This is a genomic window from Parapedobacter sp. (genome assembly GCF_035556095.1).
GTDB lineage: Bacteria > Bacteroidota > Bacteroidia > Sphingobacteriales > Sphingobacteriaceae > Parapedobacter.
This window is the reverse complement of record NZ_DATMFT010000026.1, coordinates 77,056-99,001: the sequence shown is the minus strand read 5'-3', so window position 1 is coordinate 99,001 and position 21,946 is coordinate 77,056. Positions and strand designations below refer to the sequence as shown.

The 21,946-nt window shown below is 51.6% G+C and carries 13 protein-coding genes; 8 read left to right on the top strand and 5 right to left on the bottom strand.

The window, feature by feature from the left end:
• Positions 1 to 3: 3 nt before the first annotated feature.
• The 8 genes from VNQ80_RS17215 to VNQ80_RS17180 all read left to right on the top strand — a co-directional run bounded on the left by VNQ80_RS17215 (position 4) and on the right by VNQ80_RS17180 (position 12,406).
• Complete coding sequence (locus tag VNQ80_RS17215; protein WP_325640941.1) at positions 4 to 1,824, top strand: sodium:solute symporter family transporter; 1,821 nt, start codon at positions 4 to 6, stop codon at positions 1,822 to 1,824.
• Entirely contained in the window at positions 1,821 to 3,059 is a 1,239-nt protein-coding gene (locus VNQ80_RS17210) for a hypothetical protein (protein ID WP_325640939.1), read from the top strand. Before VNQ80_RS17215 ends, VNQ80_RS17210 begins: the two co-directional genes overlap by 4 nt.
• Before the next feature lie 28 nt (positions 3,060 to 3,087).
• Positions 3,088 to 5,220 (top strand): hypothetical protein, encoded by a 2,133-nt coding sequence (locus VNQ80_RS17205; RefSeq protein ID WP_325640937.1) that lies wholly within the window; start codon positions 3,088 to 3,090, stop codon positions 5,218 to 5,220.
• A gap of 38 nt (positions 5,221 to 5,258) precedes the next feature.
• Positions 5,259 to 6,452: an AGE family epimerase/isomerase gene (locus VNQ80_RS17200; protein WP_325640936.1), complete on the top strand. Its 1,194-nt coding sequence runs from the start codon at positions 5,259 to 5,261 to the stop codon at positions 6,450 to 6,452.
• Between the two features lie 59 nt (positions 6,453 to 6,511).
• Entirely contained in the window at positions 6,512 to 7,468 is a 957-nt protein-coding gene (locus VNQ80_RS17195; protein WP_325640934.1) for a hypothetical protein, read from the top strand.
• Between the two features lie 94 nt (positions 7,469 to 7,562).
• Positions 7,563 to 8,381 (top strand): N-acetylmuramic acid 6-phosphate etherase, encoded by an 819-nt coding sequence (locus tag VNQ80_RS17190; protein WP_325640932.1) that lies wholly within the window; start codon positions 7,563 to 7,565, stop codon positions 8,379 to 8,381.
• Position 8,382: 1 nt separating this feature from the next.
• Positions 8,383 to 10,332 (top strand): hypothetical protein, encoded by a 1,950-nt coding sequence (locus VNQ80_RS17185; RefSeq protein WP_325640930.1) that lies wholly within the window; start codon positions 8,383 to 8,385, stop codon positions 10,330 to 10,332.
• 358 nt (positions 10,333 to 10,690) lie between these two features.
• Entirely contained in the window at positions 10,691 to 12,406 is a 1,716-nt protein-coding gene (locus VNQ80_RS17180) for a SulP family inorganic anion transporter (protein ID WP_325641106.1), read from the top strand.
• On the opposite strand, the gene VNQ80_RS17175 is transcribed toward VNQ80_RS17180, so the two are convergent.
• The 5 genes from VNQ80_RS17175 to hrpB all read right to left on the bottom strand — a co-directional run bounded on the left by VNQ80_RS17175 (position 12,401) and on the right by hrpB (position 21,864).
• Positions 12,401 to 12,907, bottom strand: coding sequence for a pyridoxamine 5'-phosphate oxidase family protein (locus tag VNQ80_RS17175; RefSeq protein ID WP_325640928.1), 507 nt, complete (start codon positions 12,905 to 12,907; stop codon positions 12,401 to 12,403). The two genes, VNQ80_RS17180 and VNQ80_RS17175, sit on opposite strands and share 6 nt — an antisense overlap.
• 61 nt (positions 12,908 to 12,968) lie before the next feature.
• Positions 12,969 to 15,365 carry an ABC transporter permease gene (locus VNQ80_RS17170; RefSeq protein ID WP_325640926.1) on the bottom strand — a complete coding sequence of 799 codons (2,397 nt, stop codon included), beginning with the start codon at positions 15,363 to 15,365 and terminating at the stop codon, positions 12,969 to 12,971.
• A gap of 214 nt (positions 15,366 to 15,579) precedes the next feature.
• Positions 15,580 to 17,166: a VCBS repeat-containing protein gene (locus tag VNQ80_RS17165; RefSeq protein ID WP_325640924.1), complete on the bottom strand. Its 1,587-nt coding sequence runs from the start codon at positions 17,164 to 17,166 to the stop codon at positions 15,580 to 15,582.
• Positions 17,167 to 17,185: 19 nt separating this feature from the next.
• On the bottom strand, positions 17,186 to 19,213 hold the full coding sequence (locus VNQ80_RS17160; protein WP_325640923.1) for a M3 family metallopeptidase: 2,028 nt from the start codon (positions 19,211 to 19,213) through the stop codon (positions 17,186 to 17,188).
• A gap of 140 nt (positions 19,214 to 19,353) precedes the next feature.
• Positions 19,354 to 21,864, bottom strand: coding sequence for an ATP-dependent helicase HrpB (gene hrpB, locus VNQ80_RS17155; protein WP_325640922.1), 2,511 nt, complete (start codon positions 21,862 to 21,864; stop codon positions 19,354 to 19,356).
• Positions 21,865 to 21,946 lie beyond the last annotated feature (82 nt).

The following is a 21,946-nucleotide window of genomic DNA, read 5'->3' as shown; positions in this document are numbered from 1 at the left end:
CGTATGGCTTGGAGTCAACTCGATATTTGGATAATCATCGCGTATTTCGCCCTGATGATCGGGCTATCGCTGTGGCATAGGAAGTTCGCCGCCGGAAGTATGGAAAACTTCTTTTTGGGTGGGCGTAAAGTGCCGGGGTGGCTTAACGGTGTTTCGTACAGCGCTGCGCTGGTTAGCCCTGATGCGGCTACGGGATACGGTGGATTGGCGGCGGTAACCGGGGCGTTCATCTCGTGGTGGTACCTGAGTAGATTTGGGTTGGCCTTGTTCCTGGCCGGCGTGTTGTTTGCATTCTTCTGGCGAAGGCTTAACCTATTTACGTCGTTGGAATTTTACGACCTGCGGTTTAAGCCGCGCACGGCCAACGCCATGCGCTTATGGATTGCCACCCGCACGTCGCTGATCGCTATGCCGGCATGGACGGGGATCACTTTGCTTGCGGCATGCAAGATTATGGAGCCCGCGTTCGGATTCAGTAAAATGGAAACACTGGCGTTGATCGTTCCGGTGTCCTTTGTGTTTGTCTTCTTTTCGGGCTATAAGGGCGTAGTGATTTCGAACCTCATCCAGATGACCATTTTCATGATCGGGGCGATGACCCTGGCGTTTTTTACCCTCCAACATTTCGGTGGAGCAACGCAGATGGTCGCGGCCATCCAAGACACATTTGGCGCTACCAATCCCGAAATCACGCGGCTTACACCACCGCCGAACCATGAGGTGTTTCCCTTGATGGCGGCATTGGCCTGGATGGTTGGCCAAAGCATTGGCTATGGAGGGGATGCTGCGCCGATGGGCGGAGCGATGGAAGGCCAGCGTATCTTATCGACCCGTAGCCCCAAAGAAGCGCTTACCATGTACGTGGTGACGGCCGTTACCATGTTTATACTGCTTTTGCTGGTTACGTTGCCCAGTATATCGGCAGCTGTAATCTGGCCGGAATTGAGAGAGCCGGGTTTCGACCGGGAAGAGGTCTATGGCATGCTGATGAAAGAGATGCTACCGGCGGGGGCCATCGGGATTTTGGTGGCGGCAATGTTGGCGGCCACGATGTCTACTGTTGCAGACAACTTGAATTTCGGTGGGCAGGTATTGGTAAGTGATATTTACCGGAGATGGTTTGTGAGGAACCAATCCGAGAAACATTACTTACGAATGGGGAAATTGGCAATGGGGCTAATCCTCGGCGTTTCCCTGGCCGTGGTGTTCCATGTACATTTCATTGTAGACGTGGCGATCTTCATGCTGCAGCTAAGTGCAGCGGAACTACCTGCCAACTGGGCGCAGTGGTGGTGGTGGCGGTTTAATGGGAAGGCGCGCATAGCTGCCTCCTTCGGCGGTGCACTATTTTTCTGTTTGGTTGTTTTGGTGCCAAAAATACTGATTTATTTCCACATCCCACTGGGGGAACAACTGCTATTGCCTTGGTGGTGGCAAACGCTACTGGTGATGGGAGCCACCACCTTGCTGTGGGTACTGGTAGCGCTGTTTACGAAGCCCGACCCTGATCAGTTGTTGCAGCGTTTCCACGACAGGGTCAAGCCACTTGGTCTTTGGGGCAAGTATGCGCAACATGGACCGGCGGGAAACCGGCGGACGAACGTGAAACCCATTATGAGAGGTATTGCATTGGCCATTGTGGGATTTGTGGCCATATGTTTACTGGTTATCGGCATCACTGATTTGTGGTTTGCCAACTATAGCCGGGGTGCCTATGAACTCCTGGGCGCGGCTGTGATGTTTTTTATTTTCCATAAGGGCGCAGCCATATACCTCAATGCGCTCACTGATAGAGACAACAATTTAAGAAAAATTAATAGATGAGTCAAACCGTATTTCGCGTCGGCATAGGTGTGTCAGACATTACCCCCCCCTTGGAAGTGGGCTTTTTAACATCATCAGTAAACGGTACGTATGCGCCGTTTGAATCGGTGCGGGCACCGCTGAAAGTCAGGGTTATCGCCTTGGAAGCAGGGACTGACCTGGTCGTATTGGTGTCGTTAGATTTGCTGGGCCTCAATGGCGATGCAGTATATGGGTGGGAACGGTTTAAGGCTGCGTCATGCGGAGCGGTGCCAGCCCAGCGGGTAATCATTACATGCACCCATACCCATTCTGCCCCCGAATCACTCGCATTGTCCGACCTGTATGCATCAGAGCCCTATAAGCGATGGTTGGCCGATCTGGAAGGAACGATAGGCAAAACGATATCTGCGTCAATCTTGTCGTTGGAGGAGGTATCAACGATCGAGTTAACCACATCAACACTGGATGGCTTTTCGTTGCAGCGGCGCATCGTCTCGCCGGATGGGGTGACCATGTCTGATAGTATGCAACCGGTTGCGCCCGATTTGTTTGAGAAGGGGCCCATCGATCGGCGCATTCGGGTACTGCGGTTTTTATCGGACGGACGACATGCGGTAGCGTCCATCATCCATGCGGTTTGCCATCCGGTACACGAAATGCTTTCGCCGCACGTATCACCTGATTTCCCCGGCGAGTTGTGTGCGATGTGGGAGTCAAATCCAGCAAATGGGTTCCCGATGTTTTTGAATGGTGCGGCGGGAAATGTGAATCCGCCAACCGTATCCTGCGGTGAAGCATATGCCGTGAAACATGCGCAAGCAATCATGCAGAAGGTAACGGCGGGAAGTAATGTTTGGGGTGGGGCCATTACAGGGCTGTATCAGCTGAGTGAATCCTTGAGCTTCAGTAAAAGACCGGGGCTTGATCTGGCTGATGCTGACGTCACAGTGGTCATCAATATGCTAAGGATAGGGGAGATGGCATTGGTTTTTCTCCCGGGCGAGCCATTCGTTGAGACCGCCCTGCGGATAGAACAGCACTCGCCATTTGAGCATACTGTTGTGATCGGTTACTCCGAATGTTCGGTGGGTTATATCCCTACTGGAAGTGCTTTTGCGGAAGGTGGCTATGAAGTTGGGCCCGGAAAATGGTCATACCTGGAAGCCGATGCCGAAGCACGAATCTTTGGGGCAGCTGTAGCTATGTTGAATCGATTGCATGAAAAAGAAGTGGATGTAGTAACAGGCGTTTGAAAGTAAGTAATCAGAAAAATAGAATATTATGATAAAGTTAAAATGGGCTGTGTGCTGGTTGTTATTGGCCGCGTGCAGCGGGATCCGATCCCAAGAGGTATTTTTTTATGGCCATACGGAAAATGATCTGTATAAACTTTTGGTAAACGAGGGATTTCAGGTCCGTCATTTTGATGATCCGTTGGATGCTGTAAATGCCGCGGGGGAAGGGAAACCGGTGTTTTTGATTGCAAAGGGCTACCCCGAACGGGACCCGCTGATGCAAATCACCGGCGATCTGTTAAAAAAAATCGAGGATAAAGCGCTCCGTGTATACGTCGAATACCCCAGCGCTTACGAAGGTTTGGAAATCGGTGAAACGGTGCTCGAAACCCGCTTGGAGCGTGGCGTGATTACATCGGACCGATTTGGTAGCTCCTTGCCACCGATGTCGCTGTTAGGGCTACACCACAGCCATGTGCTGCCTGTGGCGGTTGATGATCCACTAATCGTACTGGCAAAAGTGGTCGGCTTTGATAAAGCCGAGTTTGGCCTTACGGACACCGAAGTGCATCCCGCTCTATTTGAGAAAGATGGCGTATTAATCAGCACCACGGGCTTGACCAATTTCCAGAAAGGTAGATACGGACCCATATCGTCTATCGAGGTGGTGTGGAAACATATCCTTTCCGAACTAGTTGGTGGAAAGGATATCCAAATCGGCGATTGGCCACAAGATGTAAAACCAGCATACCAGAAAGATACGCCCCTGCCAGCCAGTGCGCGCCTTACAAGCATTGAGAAAGGGGCAGCTTGGTATGAGAAGGGCAACTTCTTTCTCGATAGCTCTTGGAGAGATACTTGGTTGAATTACCAGGGCGACGGAACGATGCCCGTTGGCCCGCCGGTAACTAGCGAATATACGCAGGGTGACGGAAGCATGGGTATCTTGGAAGGCCATACATCGACGATAAATTACGACGGCACCCAGCAATACCGGTATTGGATGCGGGCGGATGTGCAGGGCGAGGCCAGCATGGCGCTGGCTGCCGCGGGGCGGTTGCTCGGAGACGAAGACCTTATGGCGAGATCGGCCAACCTGCTCGACTTTCTATTCGAAACCTCGAATTTGAGAGCCGATGAAAAAGATAATCCAAATAGTGCATCATACGGTATGATAGGCTGGGCAACCACGCACCCATACGTTTTCTACGCCGACGACAACGCGAGGACACTGTTGGGGGCTATCGGTGCTTCTGCTTATCTAAATAATGCGGAATGGGATGACGAAATCATCGAGGGAATCCTGGCAAATTTCAGGCTGACAGGTAAAAAGGGTTTCCAAGGAGAGCGGCTGGCGGAAGCGGAGGTACTGGAGGCAGGGTGGCAGGCTTATGGGAACAGGGATGTGGTACACGTATCGCCGCATTTCGAATCGTGGATGTGGGCATGCTATCTCTGGCTTTATGATAAGACCGGTTACAAACCGTTACTTGAAAAGACGAAGGAGGCTATCCGCATTACCATGGAGGCATACCCCAATGACTGGCTGTGGGGAAGCAGTATGCAAATGCAACGGGCCCGGATGATTCTGCCTTTGGCGTGGTTGGTACGGGTTGAGAATACGGAAGAAAACCGCCAATGGTTGGACCTGTTGGTCAGTGAAATTATCAAGTACCAAGACGAAAGCGGCGCGATAAGGGAGGAAATCGGCGGTGACAAAGGTCGTCGGTTCAAAGCGCTGAATAGTAACTCCGATTACGGATCGGACGAGGGCTCGCTGATTTTTAAGAATGGCGAACCTGCTTCCTGTCTCTTGTATACATGCAATTTCGCCTTATTCAGTCTGGCAGAAGCCGCGGCGGCCACACAAGACGAAAAATATACCGCAGCGGTCAACAAGCTTTCTGATTTTATGACACGCGTACAGGCGACAAGCCAAACGCATCCGGATCTGGACGGAGCGTGGTTCCGTGGATTCGATTACAACAGATGGGATTACTGGGCTTCCAATTCGGATATCGGTTGGGGAACCTGGTGCACGCTTACGGGGTGGATTCAAAGCTGGATAGTGACCACGCAGGTCCAGTTGGAGACCGGCGAAAGTTTTTGGGAGCTTACCGGGGCCTCCGGAGTATCGAAGCAAGCCGAGCCGCTTATTGAAAAGATGATGAATAACTGAAATGGGGCTGACAGGTTGTAAACAAAGAAACGCTGACGATGGAGCTTAAGAAGTATAAGGATTTTTATAAAAAACAACTGCTTGAGGATACGTTGCCTTACTGGTTTCCGCGGTCGCTCGATCGCGAATATGGCGGCTATCTGCTCATGAGAGATCGAGACGGGACATTGATAGACGATGATAAGGCTGTGTGGATACAGGGTAGGTTCATCTGGCTACTGTCTACGTTGTACAACACTGTTGGAAAGAACGAAGAATGGCTGCAGGGAGCGAAAATGGGGGTCGAATTCTTGGAAAAATATGGCTTTGACACAGATGGACGCATGTTTTTCCACCTTGCCCGCGATGGAAGTCCCATCAGAAAACGGCGGTATTTTTTTTCGGAAACGTTTGCGGTGATTGGGTACGCGGCGTATGCAAAGGCTAGTGGAGATGCCCAGATAGGGGAGAAAGCGCGCGACCTTTTCGGGAAATGTATCGCATATGCTGAACAGCCCGGTTTGTTGGAGCCGAAATTTACCACTGTGAGACAGGCAAAGGGGATTGGCGTGCCCATGATACTCATTAATACGGCGCAGCAGCTACGGGATACCATAGGCGACCCGCGATGCGACACGTATATTATGAAATGGATTGATGAGATTGAACAGGATTTCGTTAAGGACGACCTTCGTTGCGTAATGGAACAGGTAGCACCTGACGGGAGTATCATTGATCACATCGATGGCCGTACCTTTTTGCCCGGCCATGCCATTGAAGCTGCTTGGTTCATACTGAACCAGGCGCGGTACCTTGGCAATGATAAGCGGTTGATTGATCTCGGTACCCGCATACTGGATTATACGTGGGACCGCGCATGGGATAAGGAGTATGGTGGCGTCTTCTACTTCAGAGACGTTTTCCATAAACCTGTGCAAGAATATTATCACGACATGAAGTTTTGGTGGCCGCATAACGAGTTGATAATTGCCGCCTTGCTTGCCTATTTGCTTACGGGAGAAGAGAAATATGCCAAAATACATGAACAGGTGCACAACTATGCATACGCCCATTTTCACGATAAATTAAACGGCGAATGGTTTGGCTATTTGCACCGGGATGGTACCCCTGCGCAGACCGCCAAAGGGAATTTGTTTAAAGGTCCGTTTCATTTGCCCAGACAAGAGTGGTTTTGTTGGTGGGTGATTGATTGGTTTGAGAAAAACAGGCAGTCGGACAATGGGTTGGTATGAGGCAAAACAGAACAGATACATGAGTTAAAAACCAGTAAAAAGGCAAAATAATCAACATTATGTGGAAGACAACATTTTTTGTATTCATGGTGGTATCATCGGCGTGGACGGCAACGCCGGCAGTGGGGCAACAGGCCAACGGAATGGAGCAGGTGGAAATCGTAAAGCTAGGCACGATTGATTGTGATTTGGTGGAAACTACACCCGTAGTGTTTGATGGGAAGGTATATCGCTTCGAATATGTGAGGGAGCGGTATTGGAACAACAGAACGGGCGATTCCTATTTTAGATTTGTTTCGCACACTGACGGAAGTCATACTACGCCATTCGCTTCAGGGTTTCACCTCGGCAGTGCATACGTTCGTCAAAATAACATGATTGTAACCGGCGTTGATGATTGGGGTGCCGATAAGATTCACATATTTACATCGGACGATCTGAATACCTGGCACGACTGGGTTGCTTTTGAATTGCCCGGTTACGAAATTTTCAACACCTCGCTGATTCACGACGGAGAACGATACGTGCTGATGTTTGAAATCGGGGGGCCGCCGGCCGGCGTTGGGTTTACGGCACGATTTGCTACTTCGAGAGACCTGAAAAATTGGAATATATTACCCCCGGATTATAACTATGCAATGGAACGATATACCGCTCCACATTGTTTGCGTTACCACGATGGCTACTATTATAATTTCTTCTTGGAAATGAATGATGGGTTTGAAATGAGGGTGGTCCGCTCACGGGATTTTGTACATTGGGAAGCAAGCCCTTTGAACCCTGTATTACGTTCGTCTGCTGATGACAAGAAGATTTTCAACGATGGGCTAACGGTAGCTTGCCGCAAGAGGATAGCTGAAGCCGACAATACGAACAATTCGGATTTTGATTTTTGTGAATATCGGGGAAAGCTTATCATCAACTATTCTTGGGGAAACCAAATGGGCGAGGAGTTTCTCGCTGAAGCATCTTATGAGGGTACTACCGAACAGTTTCTAGCATCTTGGTTTCCTTGATCATGTATTAATACGCACCGCAAGCGCTAGGTGCGTTGATCTTATTTCAAACGGTATCAACAACATTAAAATGATATTAAAAAAAAGGAGACGTATGGAAACGAGGGTTACAGAAAGCCCGTCTAAATATAGGCAACTTGAAAATAAAACGATTGATGAACTGATCGGCTTGATTAATAAAGAAGACCAGTCTGTTGCTGTCCAAGTGCATAAGGCATTACCACAACTTGGCCGTTTGATTGCCGCCATTGTTGAAAAAGTCCGTGCTGGCGGACGTCTGTTTTACGTTGGGGCCGGAAGCGGTGGTCGGCTGTCGGTATTGGACGTAATCGAGCTTCCCACCACCTATGGGTTACCCGCTGGTATATTCAATGTGGTATTGGCCGGGGGAGTGGACCGTTTAACCGATGCGTTGGAAGAGAAAGAGGACGACACGGAGGAGGCTTGGTCAAAGCTACAGGAATCGAATGCTGGCCCCGGTGATATTGTCGTAGGCATTTCGGCAAGCGGCACGACTCCCTTCGTGTTGGCTGCCCTTCAGCAGTGTAGGCAGTACGGTATTTCCACAGGTTGCATTGTGAGTAACCCAAATTCGCCTATAGCAGCAGTGTCGGTGTTTCCCGTTGAGGTGGTAACGGGGCCGGAATTCGTTACCGGAAGCACACGCATGAAGTGCGGCACCGCTCAGAAGATGGTTTTCGATATCATTAGTACGACCACCATGATTCAGTTAGGAAGGGTAGAAGATAACAACATGGTCAACGTTGCGTTAATTAATGATAAAATTACCGACCGAGCCGTGCGAATGGTAATGGAAAAGGCTGGGATCAGCGACTATGCAGCAGCCAAAGCGGTATTGCTTACCCATGGAAGTGTGAAATCCGCATTGGAATCCTGGTCAAAAAGCAGCTAATATGAGAAGATGGTGGACTACATTTATTGGGTACGGTGTGATTGTACCGATGGCTATGGTTCATGTGGCGTATGCGCAACATGGATACCAGGTAGGCCAAGGGCAAGCGTCGATTGAGCCGGGGCAACAGACCCTTTCATTGGCATTGGCGGGATATGGTTTGCCGCGCGACGGGCGGTTTTCCCTTGAATGGAGAGCATATTCGGACTTAGGGGAAACAACCGATGCAGCGATGGCTGACGGTAAGTTGTTCGTCGTCCGTGAAGGACGTGTCTGGTATGCTGATTTGGCAGATAAGGCAGTGGAAATGGAAATGATCGCCGTTGACCATGCCGATCAGATTCAACGGCTTGCCGCCGGCCGAAAGAAACTCTTTGCGTTGAATACACGTAATGAACTGTTGGAAGCATCTATTTCCACCCGCGGCCGTACAAAGTGGAAGGGCAAAGGCCAAATTGTACAGATACCCCGCGCCTTGAGCTACTGGGATAGTCGCTTGGTATTATTGGATGAAAAGGGAAAACTGTGGACAGCCAAGGTTCGCCGTGGCCCGCTGGAGTGGAGTGCGTGGACGGTATGCGAGGGTGCAATAGACATCATGGCAGACCAGCATAATCTCTATGTGCTTACGGACAAGCAAGAAATTCTGCGGTATGAGGCAACCGGCGAATGGATACGCGTCGCCAAACATAACGGCATTACGTATAATCAGGATATCCGGTTGGTAATGGCCTCAGGAACGGGCTTTTGGGCGGTTGATAGTGCGGGTATATTATACGAGGCAGCGCACAACAGCGTAGGCCAGCTCACCGTAGGGGCATTAATCATTCAACAAGGAAGAACGCAGGTGGCCATTATAGCGATGGATGTTTGTGGGTTTAATGACGACTTCGCGACTTCCGTAAAACAGAAAATACAACGGCAGTTTGGAATACCCCCGGAGGCGGTGATGATCAATGCTTCGCATACGCATTTTGCACCCGTTACCCAGCGGTGGACTACTTGGGGACCCCATTGCCAAAAGCCGGATAGCGCATACCTGCATGGGGTGGTAAGCACCGGGATTATGGATGCCATGCGTCAGGCCGACGAGTCTAGGCAAGCGGCCTCTCTTTTTATGGGGGGAACAACGGTGAATATTGGCCATAACCGAAGCTTGCCGGGGACAGACCCGCCGTACGACAATGCGCTTGACGTAGTCCGCATCAAATACAATGATTTAGCTAAAGACGATGTGATATTTCTAACGGGATGCCATCCGGTTTCTGATAACTCCGGGAAAGAGGATGTTACACTCAGTCCCAATTATCCCTGTGTTGCTCGTGAACTGTTGATTCACCATTCAGAGGTCCGGTCGGCGATGTTTCTCCAAGGCTGTGGCGGCGACATTAACCCGGTTGACGTAGACCATCATGTGACGGCGCAAAAAGTGGCGAAAGAGGTAGGCGCAGTGCTTGACCGCGACGCCCTGCAGCCGATAAACGGTGCCATCGAATTTTACTTAGACACGGTGAGATTTGACAGCCGCCCACGGTCCGAAGCCGAAATCAGGGATTTCCGGATGGCTAACGAAGGGCAGGATGGGAATGTTGGTGCGGAAAAAAACGTTCGCTGGGCCGATTTGATGCTGCAATACATGAAGAATAACGAAATGCCTCAGACAATGCCCGTATTTATACAGACTTTCAATATAGGCAATTGGAAGTTGGTAGGCCTATCCAGAGAAACCACCACGGAATATAGCTTGGGCATCAAGTCACTTTGGCCTGATCAGTTGGTGAGCGTAGCAGGCTATTGCAATGATGTATCAAGTTACCTGCCTACCAGTAAGCATATCAGGGCGGGTACTTATGAGGGATATGATTCTTTTTTTTGGTATGGACAACCTAACAGTTTTCCCCACCATGTATATGAGACGATCATCGAATCCATCAAAATAAAAAACCGTTAAAGGTGATAGATACCCTACGCCCCCGATGTATTAAGGTCTCGATTACCGTCATCGGCGATGGCGGTATGGATATCTTTATAGGCCAACCTTACAGAAAGCTTCGCAAAATTTGTTTTGGCAATCGGTTGACTTTTTCTATCTTTACAGCAGGTTTAGGTTGATAGCCCCTAATCCCATTGGGGCGGACCCGTCTTGTTTTAAATGAGACGGGTTTTTTTATGTAAACCGCTGCTCATCCCGCAAACTATCCGACAGACTGGTTGGGGCCGCGCATACGGGCCTCTTTACCGGTTACGGGATTCTCCATTTGGTGTAACAATGAAGTGGGGAAAGCGGAAAAAGAAGGTTACATTTGCGCGTGTCTGAAGATGTGTTTAAAATGCAATCGTCGCAGTTTACCCCCAAGTTTTTCTCCCTGTTGAAATCGGGGATTACCCGGCAGCAATTAGTAAAAGATGCGGTTGCCGGCGTGATTGTTGGAATTGTTGCGTTGCCTTTGGCAATTGCCTTTGCCATCGCCTCGGGCGTGTCGCCCGATAAGGGACTGGTGACCGCTGTGGTGGCCGGATTTATTATTTCCGTGCTGGGAGGGAGCCGCGTGCAAATCGGTGGCCCTACGGGTGCTTTTATCGTAATCGTTTACGGCGTGGTGCAGCAACACGGCGTAGGCGGGCTGATTATAGCGACCATCATGGCGGGGATATTGTTGATTGGAATGGGGCTGGGAAGATTGGGCAATTACCTCAAGTTTGTCCCTTACCCGCTGATCGTCGGCTTTACCAGTGGCATTGCCGTGATTATTTTTTCGTCGCAGATTAAGGATTTGCTGGGGCTCCGTATCGACTCGTTGCCGGCTGATTTCTTGAACCAGTGGCAGGTGTATGCCCGCCACCTTGCAGAAATAAATTGGCCGACCGCTGCAGTTGGTTTCGCAACAGTATTGATTGCGCTGCTTTTTCCCCGGATTAGCAAGAAGGTGCCCGGCTCTATCGTGGCGATCATTCTTTCTACCGTCCTCGTTTATTTTCTTGGTATCCCGCTGGAGACCATTGAGAGCCGCTATGGTGAAATCCCGCGCACAATCCCTGCTCCTGCAGTGCCCGACATTAGCTTTGCCACGCTAAAAACCTTAATACAACCCGCCATAGCCATTGCGTTGCTCGGGGCGATTGAATCGTTGCTATCGGCGGTAGTTGCCGATGGCATGATAGGGGGGAGGCATCGCTCAAACATGGAGCTGGTAGCACAGGGAACGGCCAACGTGTTTTCCGGACTTTTTGGTGGTATACCAGCTACCGGGGCGATAGCGCGGACGGCGACAAACATCAAAAACGGCGGGCGTACACCGGTGGCGGGCATGGTTCATGCGGTGATGCTGCTGCTGATTATGGTGTTGTTTGCACCGGTTGCAAAATTGATACCACTGGCTTGCCTGGCGGGGATATTGGTTGTGGTGGCCTGGCATATGGGCGAGTGGAAGCAATTTTTCGGACTGATGCGCAGCAACCGTATGGATGTGCTGGTAATGTTGACCACGTTTTTTCTAACGGTGTTCTTTGACTTGATCATTGCTATCGAGGTCGGTATGATCCTATCCAGCTTTATTTTCATGAAGCGCATGAGTGAGGCTACGGCTATTCGCCTCGCTAACAACTTGGTTAATGAAAATGATGGTAAGCGCATGGTTGGGGCTGAGTCGCTGTTTGAAGAAGAACTTTCTGATATTCCCGCCGGGGTAATGATGTACGAAATAAATGGTCCCCTGTTTTTTGGCGCTTCGCGCAAATTCCAAGATGTAGTGAGTAATACTACCCCGCGGCCCAGTGTGTTGATCCTGCGTATGCGGCACGTTCCTTTTATTGATGCATCAGGAATCAGCAGCCTCGCTGCAATCTGTAGGGATATGCAGTCAAAAGGTGTTTTGGTACTTCTTTCCGGTGCTAATAGGGATGTCCGTAAGGAGCTGCTGAATGCTGGAATCTATAGGTTGGTGGGCCGACATAATATCCATGGAAGCATTGAATTAGCTATCAGTCGTGCAAAAGAACTGCTGAACGGCAGTTCGACGTTATAAGTCGAGATCACCCTCTCGGCCGATATCCATTTGCTTACCGGAAACGGCGCTTGCCGCCACTTTTAGAAAAGTGACCAGCTTGTTTGATTTGTTGTCCCAGTAATGTGCGTCAGCCGGTTTTACTTTCAATACACGGATAGCTGGGTCATCTTTTCCTTGCTCGAACCAAGCCTCGACCATCTTATTCCAATACTTTTCAATGCGGGCTTTGTCTTGTGATATTTCAGCCGTACCATCAATGGTCAGGAAGTTGTAGTTGCCCACGTCAGCATATAGCAGGCTTACATTTTTGCGCTCTTGGAGGTTTTTGTACGTATCGCTCGCTGACGAAAATAGAAACCAGATTGCCCCCTCTTCGTCGACCTCCTGCCTACTCATCGGCACGGCATGCGGATAGGTGCTGTTTGGGTTAAATGTACATAGCATACCGATATCAATTTTGTTAACAAGGTCACGTAGTTTTTCAATTGCTTCGTGGTACTGCAGATTTTCTGTGCTCATTTTGAGGTTATTAATTTACTGAATAACCTTATAAAGCCTGTTTTGTTTTGTCTTTTTACCACTATTCATCCCGCAAACTATCTACCGGATTGGCCACTGCCGCGTATATGGCTTGCCAACTGATGGTAAGTAGCGCAATGACTACCGCAGCCAAGCCGGCCACGGCAAACATCCACCACTGCATTGCGATGCGATAGGCAAAGGTTGCCAACCAGCGGTTCATAAGTACATAGGCCAACGGGAGTGCGATGAGGTTGGCCAAAAGGAATATCCGGAAAAAGGTGCCATTGAGCTGCATGAACAATTGACCAATGGATGCGCCCAATACTTTGCGGATACTGATTTCCTTCTGCCGGAGACTGATACTGTAAGCCGACATGCTGAATAGCCCCATGACCGCGATGGCGACAGAAAGGATGGTAAATGCACTGAAGGCCGACTCTAGTTGCTCCTGCTGGGCGTGGAGCGCAGCGTATTTCTGGTCGAGGAACTCATAACGAAAGTTCTTTCCTTGGGAGGATACGACCGCCGATTCCCAATCTTTACTTATTGAATCCCAATCTTTAGCGAGTGCTGCCAAGGTTTGACCACTTGCACCCGGTTTTAATTTGACAAGTATTTCCGTTTTAAACTGACCGCATGCATTGTTGATGGAGTAGACCGTGGGCCGTGCCAATTGTTCAAATCCCTGCATTTTGCTGTTTTTGACAACGCCCACCACTTCGAAATCGATATCACAACCCCGAATGGTCTGCCCAACGGGGCTTTGCATACCAAATGCCTGGGCGGCGGCTTCATTGATGACCGCCCCGCTTATCGAGTCGGCTGCAAATGATTCCGTAAACGATCGTCCTTCCAGCACGTCTATGCCCATGGTCTCAAAATAGTCGAAATCCACCCCGATGTGGTCGCTCTTTCTTACTACGTCTCGGAATTGAAACTCACGTGCTGCCGGCATAGTCCCACCGGGCACGTGGCTAGCTACGGTCATCGATGCGATACCCGGATAGCTCGCCATCCGGTCGCGGTAGACTTTGAAATCGGATGGTTTGTTTAACAGCGCGAGATTCTTGATATACACCACCTGTTCGGGCTCGAAACCTTTATCCCCTTGGCGCATATAATCCAGCTGCCGATGGAGGATGAACATGCCGGTGATGAACACAATGGCAATGACAAACTGGAAGGTCAACAGGGCGTAACGGAACCAAGCCGTTCGGTAGCTGGTCTGGAAGCTGCCCTTTAGGATGTTGACCGGGTGATAACCCGATAGGATAGTGGCGGGATAGATGCCGGACACCAATGCGGTAACGAATGCGGCCAGTAACAATTGCCATGCAACCTGCCCTGACCAGGAAGAGACTGCCAGATCATAACCCAACCACTGCTGTAGCGCGCGCTGGCAGCCGACTACCAACCCCCAAGCTATAGCGGAAGCGAGGAGGCACTGGAATAATACCTCGCCCAGGAACTGGAGGGCAAGCTGGCTACGGCTTACACCAAACACCTTTTTTATGCCGATTTCCTTGGCACGTTTGTTTGCCTGTGCAATCATCAAGTTGGCAAAGTTAATGCCGGCCAGTAGGAGGATGACGCCGGAGAGTATCCCCAATGCCCAAACCGTGAGGTATCCGGTATTCGAACCGTGCCGTGGTCTTAAATGGAGGTTTTTTAGCGGGTCGAGATAGGTTTGGCCTTTGGCGAAAGCCATCGTGTTGTTTTCATGGAGTTTGGCAACCTCATGCTGATAAATTTCGTCAATTTTATGGTTTAGTTGGGTAATATCCGCGCCCGGTTTTACCTGGATATACGTTTGGTATTGTGATTTGTTTTCTTGACCCAGTGAACTGTTGTGGCTTGCCGGCATTAAAAATATTGCTTCATACGTCAGGTTGGACAACCCGCGGGACTTCGTTGCTCCGTGAATATCATACGCGGTCATTCCCCAGGGATCGAGTACAACTTGCTGGGGCTCAAAGGCGCCTTCGTCAGCTTTCGGGAAGACCTTCCTGAAGATCCCGGGAGCCAACAGATTTATTTGAGAGCTGGTGTCGTTTAGCGGTATGTTATACGCTTCAATGCCAAACATCCGGACAATGGATAGGTCGGCTATCTTCCAGTCTTTGACATAGGTCTGGCCATCATCGCTGATAAAAGGTACCTCCCACGGGAAGTAGGCGACCTGGCCCACAGCATCGACTTCGGGCAATTTCTCCTTGATGGCCATCGCTAATGCTGGAGACGTTAAATCCGTGTGGTTTCCTTGATAAGATAACCCGATGAGGTAAATGTCGTCGTAATGGGGATTCCACTGGTCATAGCTTGTTTCGCGGTTGATGTACAGGTAGGCTAGTATAAACCCTGCGAAACCCAAGCTCAGCCCAAGGATGTTGAGTGTGGTAAACAGTTTCGACCGAAAGGCATTTCGCCACGCGGTTTTGAAAAAATTCGTTATCATATGGAGCATTATTTCGTTCCGGTTGCTGCCAATCTGCGGAGACGATTCTTCATTATCTCATTTATCCTGATAATAAGTGTGCATCAACCACGCCAAAAAAATAAGTGGTTGATTGTGTGCGCAATGCGCCGGCGTAATACACAAGTAGTGTTCGATATCGAACACTTGGTGTCCGTAAGCGAACAGGAGAAGTTGCGGTTTGATTTGCGGTGATTTATTTATATGGGTTGGGTTGTTTGTCCAATTGGTTGGTCAATACCAGTAGTTGAGGAAAGGCCGAAGCGCCGTGGGTTGTGAAGAGGCCCAATTCGGCCAGATTGTGCAAATATGAACCCAGTACGATATCGAGGTCGCCGTCTTCGTCGAAATCGGCGGTTTCCATGGTTAGCCATTTGCCATATATGGCATCGGGTAGTGCGTAAGGGATGAAATCGAGTTTCTTGGTATGCTCGAAATAGGTGAATCCGTTTTGGAGCTGCCCCTTGTCGGCGTAGAATGAAATGGCAGCAATGTCAAGGTCACCATCGCCATCGAAGTCGCCTGCCACTGCTTTCGATGCGCCATAGAGCGGGAAGAACCAACGTTCGGCAAACTGGTAGTGGCCATCATTCAGGTATATGCGCACGCCATGGTAGCTTTTGTTGATGCGCGAGTAGTCCCAATTGTCGCCATTGGCTAATAGGATATCCGGATAGCCATCGCCATTGAAGTCGGCAAGTTCAAACCAGCTGGCTCCAAAAGCAGGATGGAATTGCAACACCGGTTCTTCGCGGAACTTGCCGCCGCCCAAATTGTAGAAGATGGAAAGCTGTTCCCAAGCTTGGCCCATCAGCACCATCAGGTCGGGTAGGCCGTCCGTATTGAAATCGCCTATCTCCACCTTCAGTGCGCCCGGCATCTCTTTCAACACATGCTCCCGGTCGGCTTTAGCGTCGTCGTACCACGATAGTTTACCGGCACGGTTACCGAAGCCGCATATCACCAAATCTTCTTTCCCATCCATGTTGAGGTCTGCACTGGCGAAATGTACCGGGCGTGGTAAGGCGGGGAGATTGATCAACGACGGTGGTGGTGCGGTTCCGGCGGTATCCAAGGAGAGCAGACGTCCCTGCCGCTGGTCTGAAGGGGAGAAGCTACCGATGGTTAGCAATCTTGGCGGGGCATTTTTGGGAAAATCCATCGCCACGGGTGTGCTTTCAAGTGTCCAGGCCGATTGGAATACGAACTCGTTGTTGAGGATATACAGCATGTGCTGGGCATCGCCTACGTATAGCTGGCGCGTATCGGCGTCGTATCGAAGCATGCTGATACGGGGCATCGGCTTTTCGTCGAACGACAGTTTCTTCACGTCAAAAAGGGGCGCCTTTGGCTGGATGGGGGCGTGCTCCTTTTGGGGCAGGGGCCGCGCAGGGGCTTCCTGTTGGTAGTATTTGACGATTTTTTTCCATTCGTGCTCGGTCAGCATTGGTTCGTCCGGAAAACTGTTCAACGCCCGGAGAATGGGCCGCTCTTCTGCCACGATGTCTTCATAGGGGTCGTGCCCGTTTTCACGTATACCGAGCCGCAGCGCCATGTTCGGCAACACATTGTTCGTCCACGTGCGCTTATCTAAGAGAGCCGGCTCGGGGAAGCGATGGCAAAGCCCGCAATACCGAAGGGCCAGTTGTGCGCCAGATAGCAGCGAATCGGCGGGTTGCCCGGCCAGTTTTGCTGCTGCTACGGTCTGCGTTGGGTTTATCGGCCGAAGGGCCAGCAGTGCGACCCCGGCGAACAGCGCAACGATGACCAATCCGGCTTTCATAATCGGCAAGTGCTTACTGTTAAGAAGCGATTAATCCGGCGCGCTTCAGTAGTGCGTCGGGTTCGGGCTTACGCCCCCGGAATTGAATGTACAATTCCATGGGGTCTACCGTTCCGCCGCTGCTGAGCAGGATTTTGAACTTGGCGGCGGTATCAGCATTGAAGATACCGGTTTCCTTGAAATAGGCGAAGGCATCGGCATCGAGCACTTCGGCCCACTTATAGGAGTAGTATCCAGCGGAGTACCCACCAGCGAAAATATGCGAGAAAGAAGGGCTCTGCGCCGTGCCGGGCACATCGGGGTATAGTTGTGTGTCGCGTATGGTTGCCTTCTCGAACTGCTCGATGCGGGTGTCAGTGGCCAGTTTGCCGGTATGGTAGGCCATGTCGAGCAGGCCGAAGCTGAGCTGCCGCATGGTCTGATAGCCCTCCATAAAGTTGGCCGCGGCCACGATTTTATCGATTTCTGTCTCGGGCAGTACCTCGCCGGTTTGGTAATGGCGGGCAAACGAGTGCAGAAATTCCTTTTCGTAGCAGTAGTTTTCCATGAACTGCGAAGGGAGCTCCACGAAATCCCAGTATACGTTGGTGCCCGATAAACTTTCGTAGGCCGTGTCTGCCAGGATACCGTGCAGAGCGTGGCCAAATTCGTGGAAGAGCGTGGTCACTTCGTTGAACGTTAGGAGCGAGGGTGTATCGCCAACGGGCGGGGCAAAGTTACAGACAATGGAGATGTGAGGCCGTATCTGTTGGCCGTTTTCCACCCACTGGCCGCGGTAGGCGGTCATCCAGGCTCCGGCACGTTTGCCTTCGCGCGGATGCCAGTCGGTATAAAGCAGTGCTTTGTGCTGACCGTTTTCGAGCACTTCGTACACGGTAACTTCGGGATGGTAAGTGGGGATGTCGGTCCGCACCGCAAACGAAAGCCCGTATAGCCTATTGGCCGCGTCGAAGGCGGCATCGAGCACCCGCGTTAGTGGAAAATACGGTTTCAGCGCCTCTTCCGAGAGGTTGAACTTCGCTTCCCGAAACTTTTCGGCATAGTACGCATGGTCATAGGGCATCATCTCGCTGATGCCGTCTTTTGCGGCGAGGGCTTTCAATTGGTCTACCTCTCGAATGGCGTGGGGCTTGGCTTTCACCAGCATTTCATTCAGAAAATCCAATACGATGGTCGGAGAAGCTGCCATCCGCTCTTGCAGTACGAAGTCGGCGTGTGTGCCGAACCCGAGCAGGTTGGCCCGGCGGCGGCGTAGGTCGACAATATCGCGCACGATGCCTTCGTTGTTGTTTGCATTGTCTTTCAGGGCACGGGTGGCCGATGCGAGGTAGAGTTCCTCGCGCAACGCACGGTTTGCAGCGTATTTCATGAAGGGCACATAGCTGGGGAAATGCAAGGTAAATACCCAGCCTTCCAGGTTGCGCTTTTCGGCTTCCGCTTTGGCTGCTGCACGGATGGACTCCGGGATGCCTTCCAATTGCCCCTCTTCCTGCACATGCAGGTGGTACGCATTGGTTTCCTGTAGCACGTGCTGGGAGAATTTCATCGTCAGCGTAGCCAGTTGCTTATCGATATCGCGTAACTTTTCCTTGCCTTCATCGCCGAGTAGCGCCCCGTTGCGCGCAAATCCTTGGTATGTCTTATCCAACAATCGCTCCTCTTCGGGGGTGAGGCTAGCGGAGTCAGTATTGTCGTGCACCTGTTTTACCCGGTCGAAGAGCCCCTGGTTGAGCATGATGTCGTTGCTGTATTCTGCCAGAATCGGCGAGAGTTCCTGCGCCAGCTGCTGAATCTCGTCGTTCGTCTCGGCCGCATCGAGGTTAAAGAAAGTGGCAGAGGCGATGTTGAGTGCCTTGCCGGCATACTCCATTGCCGCAATGGTATTGGCAAAGTCTGCCGGTTCCGGATTATCCACAATGGCATCGATCTCCGTTTTTGCATTGGTAATCAACTGTAAAATGGCAGGTTTGAAATGTTCGGTTTTTATGTCCTCAAACGGGACACTATCGAAAGGGGTGCCAAACGGCTTCAATAACGGATTGCTCATGTACTCGAAAATTTGGGGCTGCCACGCTCGACAGCGGTTAAGAATGGACAAATTTACTAAAAATCGGCCGAAGAGTGCTACGGAGTGGCGTATTACTCCACAAGCCCGCGGTGAAGTTATTGTGTTGATTTCCTCGGAGCCTATGTATTCCGGTGATAATTGGTGGATCCACTCCGTCGGGGCGCACCCCTTACCGCGACCGCTTGGAGCGGATCGTCAGGCCAAGCATGTTTAGGGTAGCGACGTTTGAGCTCCTTACGCACCTCGAAATAGGTAGTTTGCCAGAAACTGCGGAGATCCGCGGTGACCTGTACGGGTTTGAAACCGGGCGAGAGGAGGTGCATCACCACCGGTGTTTGGCCGTTGTTTACCAGCGGCGTGTCCAGCATACCAAAAACTTCCTGTAGGCGCACGGCCAGTATGGGTGGTTCACCAATGGGTGAATACCGCAGCTTGATGATCGATCCGCTAGGCACCTCGATCCCCGTCGGCGCGAGCCCATTTAGTGACTGTTGTTGTTCGTAAGACAGGCTGTGGGTGAGTATGTTGCATATGTCCAGCTTTTGTAAAGCTTCCGTTTTACGGATACCTGAAAGATAAGGGGTAAGCCAGTTTTCGGGGTGTTGCAGAAGGTTTCCCGTGGTCACGTCGGGCCAGTCTTGGCGCGGATACCAATGCCGCAGCGTGTTCACCCGGTTTTGCCATTGTGCTACTGTATCGGAAAAATCGAGCAACTGTGCCCCTTCGTTACGGATAGCATCGCATAGCACAGGTATCAGGGCGTTATCTGTGGGTTGGGGAAGCGGCGTGGATTGCAAGGTGATGTGGCCGATGCGCTTGTCTTTCGTGGCGACGATACCTCCTTTTTTTGTATCCCACACGATACGTTCGGTTTCGTTGGCACGCGGGATTAGATCTGCAGGGTCAACGGGTGACGCCAGGAATACCTTGCCCAGCCCATCACGGGCATCGAGCGAGGCAATGGCCAGCCATGTTTCGTGGGCAAGGTCATCGCCCAAAGGAACCGCCGCCCGTTTGCCGTTTGCCAACTGGAAAGTGCCGCGACTGTCGTTCCGTGCTTTAGCGATGCGCTCGGGGTAGGCGTAGGTGAGTAGGAGCCCGGTGGCGTGGGCATCGACGGTGCCGTTATCGGCCTCGGCGTCAAGTAACTTTCGGTAAGCGTATGCTATTTTTTCGAGGTTATCGAAGCGCTTGCCACGGTTACCGTATGTCCGGTGCCGACGCAGGGCTTCGATGCGGATGTTGATGTCAATACCGGCTTCACGTCCCAGCGGATCGCGTTCTTCTAGCAGCGCGGCAATATCAGCGGCGAGGCCAAGGTGGTCCACATTTTTACTTTCCAACAGCATATGTGCTATACGCGGATGGCAAGGCAGGGTGTGTATGGCGCGTCCATGGGGCGTAATTTTTCCGTTCCGTAAAGCATCGAGCGTATGCAGCAGGTCATGTGCCTGTGCTACGCTGCTTGCCGGAGGTGGTGTGACCCATTCGAGCTGAGTTGCGTCCTGCACTCCCCATTTGGCGGTATCGAGTACCAGCGATGTGAGATCGGCCTGCAGGATTTCGGGCGTACGATAAGCAGCCATGCGCTGTTCGGTGGCATTCGACCACATACGGTAGCAAGTGCCCGGCCCGAGGCGCCCGGCCCTTCCGGCCCGTTGATCAGCCGCATCCCGCGAAATACGTACGGTTTTGAGCCTGGAAAGGCCTGATGGAGGATCATACACCATGGTGCGGGTATAACCACAGTCGACCACCACGCCAACACCCTCGATGGTGAGGCTCGTTTCGGCAATGGAGGTGGCCAACACGATTTTGCGCTGCCCACCCCGGTCGGGCTGGATGGCCGCGTGCTGCGCCGTCAGTGATAGTTGCCCATATAACGGATGGATGGCAGCGCCCACGGGGTTGGCTAGGAGCAGCCGCTCACAAGCCCGGATCTCGGCCTCGCCAGGTAGGAAAGCAAGGATGTCGCCCTGTTGTTCGCGCCATGCACGGATGATGGTACGTGCGCATTCGCTAATGAGATTATCGGGTCCGACTTCATCTGTATGGATGATGGTGACGGGATACATACGCCCTTGGCTCTCCACTACCGGCGCGTTGAGCAGGTCGGAAAGCGCACTGGTATCTAATGTTGCCGACATAATAAGCAGGCGGAGGTCAGGCCGCAGGATCTGCTGGCTTTCGCGGCAAAGCGCCAGCGACAGGTCGGTATGCAGCCGCCGCTCATGGAACTCATCGAAGATGACCACGCCCACGCCATCCAGGGCGTTGTCGTGGTGTAACATGCGGGTGAGGATACCTTCTGTGACCACCTCGATGCGTGTGCGCGATGACGTCTGGTTTTCGAAACGCACCCGGTAACCCACCGTCTCACCGGCTTTTTCGCCGAGCAGGGCCGCCATACGGCGGGCGATGCTGCTGGCCGCCAGCCGGCGTGGTTCGAGCATGATGATTTTTTGCCCCTTTAACCACGGTTCGTCCAGGAGCGCGAGTGGTACAACGGTACTTTTTCCGGCCCCCGGCGGTGAGCCGACAATAACGCTGGTATGCGCAGCAACCTGCATCCGCAATTGCGGTACGATCTCCATGATGGGAAGTGCGATATGTGATAAGTCGACAGGCATAACCGCAGAAACCGACAAAGATAGAAATTACCATCACTCTCGAGACATTAACAAAAAATTATTGGCCAACGTTGTTGTTAAA

Excerpts from the sequence above, each read along its gene's own strand:
- VNQ80_RS17215 (WP_325640941.1), top strand. The coding sequence starts at position 4 with ATGGCTTGGAGTCAACTCGATATTTGGATAATCATCGCGTATTTCGCC.
- VNQ80_RS17210 (WP_325640939.1), top strand. The coding sequence starts at position 1,821 with ATGAGTCAAACCGTATTTCGCGTCGGCATAGGTGTGTCAGACATTACC.
- VNQ80_RS17205 (WP_325640937.1), top strand. The coding sequence starts at position 3,088 with ATGATAAAGTTAAAATGGGCTGTGTGCTGGTTGTTATTGGCCGCGTGC.
- VNQ80_RS17200 (WP_325640936.1), top strand. The coding sequence starts at position 5,259 with ATGGAGCTTAAGAAGTATAAGGATTTTTATAAAAAACAACTGCTTGAG.
- VNQ80_RS17195 (WP_325640934.1), top strand. The coding sequence starts at position 6,512 with ATGTGGAAGACAACATTTTTTGTATTCATGGTGGTATCATCGGCGTGG.
- VNQ80_RS17190 (WP_325640932.1), top strand. The coding sequence starts at position 7,563 with ATGGAAACGAGGGTTACAGAAAGCCCGTCTAAATATAGGCAACTTGAA.
- VNQ80_RS17185 (WP_325640930.1), top strand. The coding sequence starts at position 8,383 with ATGAGAAGATGGTGGACTACATTTATTGGGTACGGTGTGATTGTACCG.
- VNQ80_RS17175 (WP_325640928.1), bottom strand. The coding sequence starts at position 12,907 with ATGAGCACAGAAAATCTGCAGTACCACGAAGCAATTGAAAAACTACGT.
- VNQ80_RS17170 (WP_325640926.1), bottom strand. The coding sequence starts at position 15,365 with ATGATAACGAATTTTTTCAAAACCGCGTGGCGAAATGCCTTTCGGTCG.
- VNQ80_RS17165 (WP_325640924.1), bottom strand. The coding sequence starts at position 17,166 with ATGAAAGCCGGATTGGTCATCGTTGCGCTGTTCGCCGGGGTCGCACTG.
- VNQ80_RS17160 (WP_325640923.1), bottom strand. The coding sequence starts at position 19,213 with ATGAGCAATCCGTTATTGAAGCCGTTTGGCACCCCTTTCGATAGTGTC.
- hrpB (WP_325640922.1), bottom strand. The coding sequence starts at position 21,864 with ATGCCTGTCGACTTATCACATATCGCACTTCCCATCATGGAGATCGTA.